The sequence below is a fragment of the Flavobacterium esculini genome, assembly GCF_048284325.1.
Lineage (GTDB): Bacteria > Bacteroidota > Bacteroidia > Flavobacteriales > Flavobacteriaceae > Flavobacterium.
This window is the reverse complement of record NZ_JBLVPI010000012.1, coordinates 107,559-119,813: the sequence shown is the minus strand read 5'-3', so window position 1 is coordinate 119,813 and position 12,255 is coordinate 107,559. Positions and strand designations below refer to the sequence as shown.

Sequence of the window (12,255 nt, the reverse complement as noted above, 5' to 3'; positions counted from 1 at the left end):
GATGCTTTTTATAGCGTTAATTTTTTATTGATGTCTTCAACAAATTTCTTGAATTGTTTGTCGGTAGCAACTAAATTGTCAACGGTTTTGCAAGCGTGTAATACTGTAGCGTGATCTCTGTCTCCAATTTGTGAACCAATGTTCGCTAAAGATGCTTTTGTGAATTTTTTTGCGAAAAACATTGCCAATTGCCTCGCTTGTACAACATGCCTCTTTCGAGTTTTCGATTGTAGCGTTTCTAAATCCAATTGGAAATAATCGGAAACAATTTTTTGAATGTAATCGATAGAAATTTCTCTTTTTACATTTTTAACAAATTTTTCAACAACACTTTTGGCAAGTTCTAAAGTGACTTCTTTTTTATTGAAAGAAGATTGCGCAATCAAGGATATAATCGCTCCCTCCAATTCTCGTACATTCGATTTGATGTTTCTTGCAACGTATTCAATTATTTCTTCAGGTATTTCCACACCATCTCTGTACAATATATTTTTAAGGATAGAAATTCTGGTTTCATAATCCGGTTGGTGCAATTCTGCAGACAATCCCCATTTGAAACGAGATAATAAACGTTGTTCAATGTCTTGCATGTCAACCGGAGCCTTATCTGATGTCAAGATTACCTGTTTTCCATTTTGATGCAAATAATTGAAAATATGGAAAAATACATCTTGAGTTCCTGATTTTCCAGAAAGGAATTGAACGTCATCAATGATTAAAACATCAATTAATTGATAGAAGTGTATAAAATCATTTCGGTTGTTTTTCTTTACCGAGTCAATATATTGTTGTGTGAAAATTTCCGCCGAAATGTATAACACCGTTTTTTCAGGATATTTGTCTTTTATTTCTACACCAATAGCATGCGCTAAATGCGTTTTTCCAAGACCGACTCCTCCAAAAATTAACAATGGATTAAATGAAGTTCCTCCAGGTTTATTTGCAACAGCCATACCAGCAGAACGCGCTAATCTATTAGAATCTCCTTCAAGAAAATTATCAAAACTATAATTTGCGTTAAGTTGAGATTCAATTTTTAAATTTCTGATTCCTGGGATTACAAATGGATTTTTTAATTCTGGGTTCAGGTTTTTAAATGGAGCATCAACTTCTTGCGGTTTCATAGGTACTCTATTGGCACTTGGCAATTGTTCCGTAAACGGTTGTTTGTTGCCATAAGTGTTTTCCATTCTGATTTTATAGAGTAACTTTGCGTTTTTTCCAAGTTCTTTGGTGAGTGCCACTTTTAACAATTTCACATAGTGTTCTTCTAACCATTCGTAGAAAAATTTACTTGGAACTTGAATATATAATGCGTTATCGGTAAGTTCAACTGATTTGATTGGTTCAAACCAAGTTTTGTAAGCTTGATCCTGAATGTTGTCTTTTATAAAAGACAAACAGTTTTCCCATACTGATTGAGCAGTTTTGTTCATATATTCTGTTAAATTATTTTTTATTGGTAATTATTATCTTACTTAAAAAAGAGTGAAATTTTATTGTTTTTCGGGGTAACAAATATGTGAACAATTTTCTGTAAAAAAAAATATATTGGGTAATAATTTTACAAATTAATGTCGTAAGGAGCTTTTAAATTTTTAAATTTTTAATACATAATTAATGAAAGATCATCAAATTCAAGTTCGTGTACGCTACTCAGAAACTGACCAAATGGGCGTGGTTTATCATGGGAATTATGTTCCCTATTTTGAAATAGGAAGAGTGGAATGGCTTAGAGACAAAGGGATTTCGTATAAAAGTATGGAAGAAAGCGGTATTGCGTTGCCAATTGTTTCCATGAATATAAATTATAAAAAATCAGCTCGCTATGATGAGTTGCTTACCGTTCATACCACTTTCAAAAGTCAGAGTTCTGTGAAGATCGAATTTGATTGCGCTATTTATAATGAGTCTGATGAGTTATTAACAACTGCCCAATTTATTTTGGTTTTTGTGTCCTTAAAAACAGGTCGTCCAACAGCTCCTCCTGTTTATATTTTAGAATTGTTAAAAAGGATAGAATAAATTATAAAAACAGCAATTTCGAATAGAAATTAGAGTCGTTTTATATCGATTTCAAACATCATATTAAAAATGTCGAATACCATTTCGGCATTTTTTTTTCGTGTTTTTATTTCGATTTTGCCTGTCGGAAGTCCTGAATCCTCGTTTATTTCCATTTCTTGTGTCACAATTTCTAATCTTTTCTCCTTAATTACGCGCATCACTTTGTTCATGTTTTTGTAATCAAATGTGATTGAATAATGAATATTTATGGTTTTTTCGATTATTTCACAAGTTTCAAGAACCATTTGAGCAGTTGCTTTATAAGCACATATCAATCCACCAACACCTAGTTTTACGCCACCAAAAATCCGAACCACCACAATTAGTATATTCGTTACAGAAAACGACTGAATTTGTCCATAAATAGGTGTTCCTGCAGTGTTGTTGGGTTCACCGTCATCATTAACTCTGTAATTTATGCTGTCTGTACCCATTTGGTAAGCATAACAAAAATGTCCTGCGTTGGGATGTTGTTTTCGTAAAATTTCGATTAGTGGTTTTACTTCATCTTCTGTTTGAATGGGGTAGGCATAACCAAAGAATTTACTATTTTTTTCTTTAAATAATACTTCTGAAGAGGGAAATTCAATGGTGTTGTAAGTGTCTTTAAATTCCAAAAGTACTATTCTAAATTATTTTTTTGTCAAATAAATCAACGACATCTTCTTTTCCAACTTGCAAATTCCAAACATGGAATCCTAATGCAAGAGCCGCATCAGTATTTTCTTTTTTATCGTCAATGAATAAAGTTCGCTTAGGAGCTAAATCGTGCTTGTTTGCTAGGTAATTAAAAATTTCAGGATTTGGTTTTCTCATTTCTACTTCAAATGAAAAATAGACTTTTTCAAAACATTGATAAAAATCACTGTAAAATGAAATTCCATTTTTTTGCTCGAAAGTTTCTATATGAATAGAATCAGTATTGGACAATAGAAAGAGTCTGTATTTTTTAGAAAGCATTTGAAGAAATTCCAATCGGTATAATGGGAAATCAAGAAGAATCGCATTCCAGGCTTCCAAAATTTCGTTTATAGAAGCATTTGGCACATGTTTTTGAATGCCAAGAAGAAATTTTTCTCGTGAGATTTGACCCGTTTCAAACTGAATATTCAAATGATCCAAATCTTCATTCCACTCCTGTAAACCTAATTGATATAAGGCATCCATTGTGGCTTGTTTATTCAAATTGATAAAGATATCCCCAAAATCAAAAATTATAGTATTAATCATGGTTTCTAGAAATTATAAGTTCATCAGTGCCAATCGAATATTTTTCGAACGGTTTTTTATCTAGTATTGGGGCTTTTGTTCCTACAGTAAATTGGACGTTTCCAACAAATATTCTTGCTTCATCCCAAAGATTTTTATCAATAAAAGTCTGGAGGGTTTGTTTACCTCCTTCAATAATGACCGATTGAATTTGATGCTTGTAAAGCACTTCTATTATTTGAACGGCTATATTTTGATTAAAATCGATTACTTCAAAGATAGTGTTTTCTTTTTTAATTGTTGTTTTCGATTTAGAAAATACGATAGTCTTAGTCTTATTGTCAAAGATATGACTGTCCTCTGGAATACGATTATTTTGATCTAAAATCAATCGAATTGGATTATTTCCATCCCAATCCCGTGCATTTAGTTTTGGATTGTCATCAATAACGGTTTGTGTTCCCACCAGAATGGCCTGTTCCTCAGTTCGCCATTTGTGGACTAATTGCCTCGAATAAACAGTTGTAATCCAAACTGGTTTTTTTTCGTCTTTTTCTAAAGGCGCAATAAAACCATCCTGACTTTCGGCCCATTTCAAAATGATGTACGGCCTCTTCTTTTCGTGAAAAGTAAAAAAGCGTTTGTTCAGTTCATGACATTCTGCTTCCAGAATACCAACTGTAACTTGTATTCCAGCTTCAATAAGTTTTTTGATTCCGTTTCCTGCGACTTTTATATTGGGATCAATAGTTCCGATAACCACATTTGGAATTTTATTTTTGATTATTAAATCGCAGCAAGGTGGCGTTTTTCCAAAATGACTACACGGTTCTAAACTCACATAAATAGTCGCTTTTTTCAATAACGATTTATCTTTTACGGAATTCACGGCATTTACCTCAGCGTGTGGTTCTCCAGCTTTTTTATGCCAGCCTTCGCCAATGATTGTATCGTTATAAACAATTACACTGCCTACCATAGGATTGGGATAGGTTGTTCCTAAACCATTTTTGGCTAACTCGATGCATCGTTTTATATATTTTTCATGTGTTTTCACCTTACAAAAGTAGTAATTTTTGAGTTTAGCCCCGAAACTTCGGGATTAGTTTTGAAACTTTCGAAAATAACAATAAACAATTTCTACTTTTGTAAGTGAAATTAGAATGGAGTAAAAATGGAAGACTATAGTATTAGAAAAATAAAAAAAGAAGACAATCAAGCGATTGCGCAATTGATACGAGCGGTTTTTGACGAATTGAACATTCCAAAAGTAGGAACGGCGTATGAAGATCCTTATTTGGATTTAATGTTTGAAGAATACAATAAGCCTAAATCGGTTTATTATGTTGTTGAAAAGAACGGAAAAATCATTGGTTCTGCTGGAGTAGCCCCGCTTGAAAATGAAGCGGAAACTATTTGTGAATTGCAAAAAATGTATTTCCTTCCAGAAACTCGAGGTCTTGGAATTGGCAGCAAAATGATGGCTATCTGTTTGCAAAGTGCAAAGGGTTTTGGTTTCGAAAAATGTTACTTGGAAACAATGCCATTTATGCACGATGCCCAGAAGTTATATAAAAAAGTAGGTTTCGAATACATTTGTTCCCCTATGGGAAGCACCGGTCATACGAGTTGTCCTGTTTGGATGTTGAAAGAGTTATAAGTTTTGAATTGATAGCATTAATTCACAGAACCTATTCCCTAATAAAATGAAAATAAAAGAATACAGAACTCAATTTATTGAAGCGCTTACTCCAATTTACGATGCCGGTGAAGCCGAGAGTTTTTTCTATTTAATTTTAGAAGAAAAGCATCAATTGAAAAGAATAGACTTGGCGTTGCATCCTGATTTGGCTTTTTCGGAAGAGGAAATTGTGGTTTGGAATTTTATTTTGGAACCATTAAAAAAAGAAATCCCAATACAGTACTTATTAGGTAAAACCAGTTTTTACGGTTTGGAATTTGAAGTCAATGAAAACGTTTTGATTCCAAGACCAGAAACTGAAGAATTGGTGGATTGGATTATTAAAGATAAAGCTACTCCTCATAATAATCAAGGTTTGAAAATTCTGGATATTGGAACAGGGAGTGGTTGTATTGCAATTTCATTGGCAAAAAACATTCCTAATGCCCAGGTTTTTGCTATTGATGTTTCTCAAAAAGCTTTAACTACTGCCCAGAAAAATGCCCAAATCAATGGCGTAAATGTGACTTTTATAAATCAAAATATTCTTGAAACCGGAGATTTGCATCAGCAATTTGATATTGTCGTTTCGAATCCTCCTTACGTTCGCAATCTGGAAAAAGAGGAAATCAAGAAAAATGTTTTGGACAATGAACCGCATTTGGCACTTTTTGTCGAAGATAATGATGCGTTGATTTTTTATAAAAAAATAGCTGAATTAGCTCAAAAAAATCTTGTGCCAAATGGAAAATTATATTTTGAAATTAATCAATATTTAGGGAAAGAAATGATCGATTTACTTGAAAGTTTAGATTTTAAGAATGTTGAATTGCGAAAAGATATTTACGGAAATGACAGGATGACGAAAGGAAGTTTAAGTGTTTAAACTTCTGAAATAAAAAATCGTTAAACAGCATTCAAAAAATCAAAAAAAAACAGCATTCAATGATTTTTTTAATCTGCCAACTACTCATATCGTAACGCCTCAATAGGATCCAGTTTTGCAGCTTTTATAGCTGGATATAAACCGGAAACGATTGCTACAATAAAACTGGTTATAAATGCCGCCATGATAGCGCCCCACGGAATTACAAACACAAAATTAATTGCGGTAGCGATTCCAAAACCAATCAGGATTCCAAAAATAATTCCTACAAATCCGCCTAATTGCCCAATAAGTAAGGTTTCTATGAAAAACTGAAAAGCAATCGTGGTTTTTTTAGCTCCCAATGCTTTTCGAACCCCAATTTCCCTAGTACGTTCCGTTACCGAAACAATCATGATATTCATCAAAGCGATGGAAGATCCCAAAACGGTGATAATACCAATAAGCCAGGACGCAAGCCCCAGATATTTAGTGATTCCAAGGATTCTATTGATAAGATCATCACTGCGAACGACACCAAAATTATTGTCTTTTATGGGACTTAATTTGCGTACCCTGCGCATCGTGCTGGTCGCATTATCAATGGCTTGGTCCAATAATTCTTTTTTAGAAACCATGATGCTCATCGTGTAATTGATGTTAGGAGCAGTAAAAAGAGAACGAGCGACTTGGATTGGGATTAAAACCCGTAAATCTTGGCTATTTCCAAACGTAGATCCTTTTTCTTTCAATACTCCTATAACTCTAAATCGGGCGCCACGAATCGATATCACTTTGTCAATTGGGTTCACATCTTTCAGTAATCCTTTCTCAAAATCAGAGCCTACAATGCATACATAAGCATTGTTATCGATGTCAAAACCGGTAAAATTTCGTCCTGCACTAGTTTCTAAACCAGAATTGGTCAAGAAATGTTCATCAACGCCTACAATTGAATTTTCGGGATCCGTTTTAATGGCTCCATATTTAACTTCAGCTGCTGATGTAGCCTTAAAGGAAAGAGAAGTTTCAGTGAAAGGATAGTTATATTTGTTTTTGAAAGCGACGGCTTCCGGATAGGAAATAATCGGATTTATAATTTCACGTTCCTGTCCGCCACGGTTTCGGACTTCGTTTTCATATTGATTAATATTGAAAGTATTTGCTCCCATTGAAGCAAAATCAGTCGAAATCGTATTTTCTAGAGCAGAAACTACAGTTAGAATCCCAACCAAAGCAGTTATTCCAATCGCAATAATCAATACCGTAAGTATAGTTCGTAACAATTGTGTTCTGATAGAACCAAAGGCAATTCGGATATTTTCTTTGAATAATTTTAGCATCATACGAGTTTGACACGAAAATACAATTTTTGTTACAAATTTTCTTTTCAAAAATCCTAATTTGTTTTTAGGAGTTATTTCCAGCTTTCCGCTATAAACGAAGTTCACTGAACTCAAATAGAAATAAAAAATACGTAAAGTAATCGATTCATGAAAATAATTTGTTTTTAATTGCCTGAAAGGAGCTTCCTTTGGTCGCTCTTTCAGGCAAGAAAACAATATTATTTTTCACTTCCGGATTTCCGCTGTAAACGAAGTTCACTGAACTCCTATGAAAATAAAAATTAAGTGAAGTAATCTGGGCTAGGCATCGGGTAATAAAATGCGAAAATTTGTAAACAGATTTATTTTAAAAATAAGATATTTGCAAAGAATTAGAATTTGGGATTTTTCAACAATTCCTAAATCTGAAAATATAAAAATACAATAATCAAAAAATGGCATCAAAACCAAGCATTCCAAAAGGAACTAGAGATTTCTCACCAACTGAGGTGGCAAAACGTCACTATATCATTCAGATTATAAAAAGTAATTTCGAGAAATTTGGTTTCCAACCTATAGAAACACCTTCATTTGAAAATTCCGAAACCTTAATGGGGAAATACGGCGAAGAAGGCGATCGTTTGATTTTCAAAATATTAAATTCCGGAGATTATTTGGCCAAAGTCAATGCCACTCATTTAGAAAATAAAGATAGTACTAAATTGACGGCAAGTATTTCAGAGAAAGCCCTGCGTTATGATTTAACGGTTCCGTTTGCCCGTTATGTAGTACAACATCAAAACGAAATTGAATTTCCATTCAAAAGATACCAAATTCAACCTGTTTGGCGTGCTGACCGTCCGCAAAAAGGGCGTTTTAGAGAGTTTTTTCAATGTGATGCTGATGTGGTGGGTTCTAAATCCTTGTGGCAGGAAGTAGAATTGGTTCAATTATATGACACTGTTTTTACGACTTTGGGTTTAGAAGGAGTAACGATTAAAATCAATAACAGAAAAATTTTATCAGGGATTGCAGAGGTAATTGGCGCATCAGATAAATTAATAGATTTCACCGTTGCGTTAGACAAACTCGATAAAATAGGGGAAGACGGCGTGAAAAAAGAAATGATGGAGAAAGGTATTTCGGAAGAAGCTATTGAAAAAGTACAACCGTTATTCAATTTCACAGGGACCATTTCGGAAAAAATTAACCAACTTTCAGTTTTGCTTGCGGAATCCAATGAAGGAGTAAAAGGAGTTGAGGAGTTGCGTTTTATTTGTGACAACGTGATGAAATTGGGATTGAATACTTCTATTTTAGATTTAGATGTGACATTGGCTAGAGGGTTGAATTATTATACAGGAGCTATTTTTGAAGTGGCTCCACCAAAATCAGTTGCTATGGGCTCCATCGGCGGTGGTGGACGGTACGATGATTTGACGGGCATCTTTGGACTCAAAAACATGAGTGGTGTTGGGATTTCTTTTGGATTAGACCGAATTTATTTGGTTATCGAAGAGTTGAATTTATTTCCTGAAACCGTAACGGCAACTTCCAAAGCGTTGTTTATTAATTATGGTGATACAGAAGCATTTTATGGCTTACAAGCCATACAAAAATTACGGGCTTCCGGAATAAAAGTAGAATTGTATCCTGATAATGCAAAGGTGGCCAAACAGTTTCAACATGCAGATAAACGAGGAATTCCTTTTGCAGTAATTGTAGGAGCGCAAGAAATGGAATCTAATTCTTTCTCGCTTAAAAATTTAGTGACAGGAGAGCAGGTTTTGCTTGATTTTGAAGGTCTTAAAAAGGCGCTTTCATAAGTAATATTTAAAGCATAAAAAAAGCTTCGTTTTGTAAAACGAAGCTTTTTTTAATATAGGGTAATATGAATTAATAATTTTTTGTGGGCAACCTTTTTGTGTTTTCTTCAAAAAAACATTAACAAATTTATGTAATCTTTATCGATATAGTCTTAAAATTATATTAAAATTTCAGGGTGATGCATTAAAAATATTTTACTGAAATGAATTAAAAACAAAAGAGTGTTTCAATAGTAAGGTGACAATTTGACATTTTATAAGATTTGGCAGTACTTTTGCAATCCAAAGAAAAGAATAAAAAATGAAGTTTAAGAATTTTTTTAAAAACACAAGTAATATGACTACTGAAAATACAGAAATCGATCAAGAAATAGATGACCTAACATTAGAACAAAATGCGAATGGTGAGCAGCTTATTGTTGAGGAATTAGGTGTTGAAGAACAATTAACTCAAGACTTAGCCAAAGAGAAAGATAAGTATTTACGATTATTTGCTGAATTTGAAAATTACAAACGAAGAACTACTAAAGAGCGTATCGAGTTGTTTAAAACAGCAAATCAAGAAGTTTTACTTGCTATGTTGCCTGTTTTAGATGATTTTGACAGAGCAATTGTGGAAATAAGCAAATCTGAAGATGAAATTCTATTGAAAGGGGTGGAGCTTATTCATGAGAAATTAAAAAATACATTAGTTTCTAAAGGATTAGAACAAGTTGAGGTTAAAGCTGGAGATACTTTTGATGCAGATTTTGCTGAAGCAATAACTCAAATTCCTGCACCATCTGACAAAATGAAAGGCAAAATTGTCGATGTTCTTGAAAAAGGATATAAATTGGGAGATAAGATCATTCGTTTTCCAAAAGTTGTTATAGGTCAGTAGTAGAGACGGATTTATCGCGTCTTTAATACCACGCGTAAAGGCGCACTGCAGTGCGACTCAACAAAAGAAAAATCAAAAATGAAAAAAGACTTTTACGAAATATTAGGCATTTCAAAAAATGCTGATGCAGCCGAAATTAAAAAAGGCTACAGAAAACAAGCAATAGCACATCATCCTGACAAAAATCCTGGAGACAAATCGGCAGAAGAAAAATTTAAATTAGCAGCCGAGGCTTACGAAATACTAAGTGATCCTCAGAAAAAAGCCAAATACGATCAATACGGTCATCAAGCTTTTGATGGTTCAGGAGGTTTTGGTGGAGGTGGTCACGGCGGAATGAATATGGACGACATTTTCAGTCAGTTTGGCGATATTTTCGGCGGTGGCTTTGGTGGTTTTGGCGGCGGCGGTGGAGGCGGCGGTGTTCGTCGTGCTAAAGGAAGTAACCTTCGTATCAAAGTAAAATTGACATTGGAAGAAATTGCCAATGGTGTGGAGAAAAAAGTAAAAGTTAAACGTAAGGTTCAGGCACCTGGAGTTAGCTATAAAACATGTTCTACCTGTAACGGTCAAGGGCAGGTAATGCGAGTTACCAATACAATTTTGGGTAGAATGCAATCCGCTTCTACGTGTCCTACTTGTAATGGTTCCGGTCAAATTTTAGATAAAAAACCAGCAAACGCGGATTCACAAGGAATGATTCTTGAAGATGAAACGGTTTCAATAAAAATACCTGCGGGTGTTGTGGACGGAATGCAATTAAAAGTTTCCAATAAAGGAAATGATGCTCCGGGAAATAGTATTCCTGGTGATTTAATTGTTGCAATCGAAGAAATCGAGCATGAATTTTTGAAACGTGAAGGGGAGAATTTACATTATGACTTATACATCAGTTTTGCTGAAGCAGTATTAGGGATTTCTAAAGATATCGAAGCCATAAACGGAAAAGTGAGAATTAAACTGGAAGAAGGAATTCAGTCCGGTAAAATTCTAAGATTAAAAGGAAAAGGAATTCCGAGTTTAAACGGATATGGCAACGGAGATTTACTGGTACATGTAAATGTTTGGACACCAAAAACGCTTAACAAGGACCAAAAACAATTTTTCGAAAAAAATCTTACGGATGAAAATTTTATTCCGAGTCCGGAAAAATCAGACAAATCATTTTTCGAGAAAGTAAAAGATATGTTTTCATAATAAAAAACGGTAGAGACGCGATTTATCGCGTCTAACTTTTTACAATAAAACGAGTTTAGATGTCGTTTATCGCGTCTAACTTTTTATAATAAAACGTGTTTAGATGTCGTTTATCGCGTCTAATGTTTAAAAACACATTCCCCATCCTTGTTAAAATAAGGATGGGTTTTTTATGTAACAATTCTAAGTATTTCGGTACTAATTATTTACTTTTACACCAATTAAAAATGTAGCATGAGTAATATACTTGAAGTTAATAAAGTCGTCAAGCAATATGGTGATTATGTGGCGCTTAACGAGGTTTCATTAACTGTTCCAAAGGGAAGTATCTACGGACTTTTAGGTCCAAACGGAGCAGGAAAAACATCTCTTATCCGAATAATAAACCAAATTACATTACCTGATAGTGGTGAAATTATTTTGGATGGTGAAAAACTGCAACCCAAACATGTTCAATATATAGGGTATTTACCCGAAGAAAGAGGATTGTACAACACGATGAAAGTGGGGGAACAATGCTTGTATTTGGCTCAAATGAAAGGACTTTCTAAAGCTGAGGCCAAGAAACAACTCGAATATTGGTTTGACAGATTAGAAATTCAAGGGTGGTGGAAAAAGAAAATTCAGGAACTTTCGAAAGGAATGGCACAAAAAATTCAGTTTGTGGTGTGCGTGTTGCACAAACCAAAACTGTTAATTTTTGATGAGCCGTTCTCTGGTTTTGATCCTGTAAATGCTAATATTATCAAAGATGAAATTCTGGCGTTGCGAGAAGAGGGAGCGACGATAATTTTCTCGACACACCGCATGGAAAGTGTAGAAGAATTATGTGATCATATTGCGCTGATTCATAAATCAAATAAACTGATTGAAGGAAAACTGGATGATGTCAAGAGACAATTTAAAACCAATAGTTTTGAAGTAGGTATTTTATCGGATGATGTAGAAGGCTTGATGTATGCTATAACACAAAAATTCACTGTTGGACCTGCTAATTTTAAATCGCTCAACAACGAATTAAAACTGGAAATTCAACTCGGAAACGCAACTCCAAATGAATTGTTGAATATCCTTACACAACGGGGACAAGTAACGCACTTTGTAGAAAAAATACCAAGTGTAAATGATATTTTTATACAAACAGTAACGCAATAGACCTCGTTAGGCTTTTTAGGTTTTTAGAAAATCTGAAGGTTTATAATTCG

Annotated in this window: 12 protein-coding genes; 7 read left to right on the top strand and 5 right to left on the bottom strand. The window is 34.1% G+C overall.

Annotated elements, in window-relative coordinates; all coding sequences use genetic code 11:
• Window positions 1-8: 8 nt before the first annotated feature.
• Entirely contained in the window at window positions 9-1,436 is a 1,428-nt protein-coding gene (gene dnaA / locus ACNQGG_RS11655; protein ID WP_035674283.1) for a chromosomal replication initiator protein DnaA, read from the bottom strand.
• 184 nt (window positions 1,437-1,620) lie between these two features.
• On the opposite strand from dnaA, the gene ACNQGG_RS11650 reads away from it, so the two are divergent.
• Entirely contained in the window at window positions 1,621-2,025 is a 405-nt protein-coding gene (locus ACNQGG_RS11650; RefSeq protein ID WP_417964152.1) for an acyl-CoA thioesterase, read from the top strand.
• A 29-nt stretch (window positions 2,026-2,054) separates the two neighbouring features.
• Here the strand turns inward: ACNQGG_RS11650 and ACNQGG_RS11645 are convergent, their stop codons facing one another.
• Genes ACNQGG_RS11645 through ribD form a run of 3 tightly spaced genes read right to left on the bottom strand, consistent with a single transcriptional unit; the run spans window position 2,055 to window position 4,333 of the window.
• Entirely contained in the window at window positions 2,055-2,684 is a 630-nt protein-coding gene (locus ACNQGG_RS11645) for an IMPACT family protein (RefSeq protein WP_417964150.1), read from the bottom strand.
• 10 nt (window positions 2,685-2,694) lie between these two features.
• Entirely contained in the window at window positions 2,695-3,297 is a 603-nt protein-coding gene (locus ACNQGG_RS11640; RefSeq protein WP_417964148.1) for an HAD family hydrolase, read from the bottom strand.
• On the bottom strand, window positions 3,290-4,333 hold the full coding sequence (gene ribD / locus ACNQGG_RS11635; protein ID WP_417964146.1) for a bifunctional diaminohydroxyphosphoribosylaminopyrimidine deaminase/5-amino-6-(5-phosphoribosylamino)uracil reductase RibD: 1,044 nt from the start codon (window positions 4,331-4,333) through the stop codon (window positions 3,290-3,292). The genes ACNQGG_RS11640 and ribD overlap by 8 nt, the downstream gene beginning before the upstream one ends.
• A gap of 117 nt (window positions 4,334-4,450) precedes the next feature.
• Here ribD and ACNQGG_RS11630 point away from each other — a divergent pair, with 117 nt between their 5' ends.
• Complete coding sequence (locus tag ACNQGG_RS11630; RefSeq protein ID WP_417964144.1) at window positions 4,451-4,936, top strand: GNAT family N-acetyltransferase; 486 nt, start codon at window positions 4,451-4,453, stop codon at window positions 4,934-4,936.
• A 46-nt stretch (window positions 4,937-4,982) separates the two neighbouring features.
• The gene (gene prmC / locus ACNQGG_RS11625) at window positions 4,983-5,843 is read left to right on the top strand and encodes a peptide chain release factor N(5)-glutamine methyltransferase (RefSeq protein WP_417964142.1); all 861 of its coding nucleotides are present in this window, start codon (window positions 4,983-4,985) and stop codon (window positions 5,841-5,843) included.
• An 80-nt stretch (window positions 5,844-5,923) separates the two neighbouring features.
• Here prmC and ACNQGG_RS11620 read toward each other — a convergent pair whose 3' ends face one another.
• Window positions 5,924-7,168 (bottom strand): ABC transporter permease, encoded by a 1,245-nt coding sequence (locus ACNQGG_RS11620; RefSeq protein WP_417964140.1) that lies wholly within the window; start codon window positions 7,166-7,168, stop codon window positions 5,924-5,926.
• Window positions 7,169-7,602: 434 nt separating this feature from the next.
• Between ACNQGG_RS11620 and hisS the strand changes: the two genes are divergently transcribed.
• From hisS to ACNQGG_RS11600, 4 genes are all read left to right on the top strand, one after another.
• On the top strand, window positions 7,603-8,973 hold the full coding sequence (gene hisS / locus ACNQGG_RS11615; protein WP_417964138.1) for a histidine--tRNA ligase: 1,371 nt from the start codon (window positions 7,603-7,605) through the stop codon (window positions 8,971-8,973).
• A gap of 301 nt (window positions 8,974-9,274) precedes the next feature.
• Window positions 9,275-9,853 carry a nucleotide exchange factor GrpE gene (locus ACNQGG_RS11610; RefSeq protein WP_417964136.1) on the top strand — a complete coding sequence of 193 codons (579 nt, stop codon included), beginning with the start codon at window positions 9,275-9,277 and terminating at the stop codon, window positions 9,851-9,853.
• A 78-nt stretch (window positions 9,854-9,931) separates the two neighbouring features.
• Window positions 9,932-11,050 (top strand): molecular chaperone DnaJ, encoded by a 1,119-nt coding sequence (dnaJ, locus tag ACNQGG_RS11605; protein ID WP_417964134.1) that lies wholly within the window; start codon window positions 9,932-9,934, stop codon window positions 11,048-11,050.
• A 234-nt stretch (window positions 11,051-11,284) separates the two neighbouring features.
• A complete protein-coding gene (locus ACNQGG_RS11600; protein WP_417964132.1) occupies window positions 11,285-12,205 on the top strand; it encodes an ABC transporter ATP-binding protein in 921 nt (306 codons plus the stop codon).
• The last annotated feature ends 50 nt before the right edge of the window (window positions 12,206-12,255 follow it).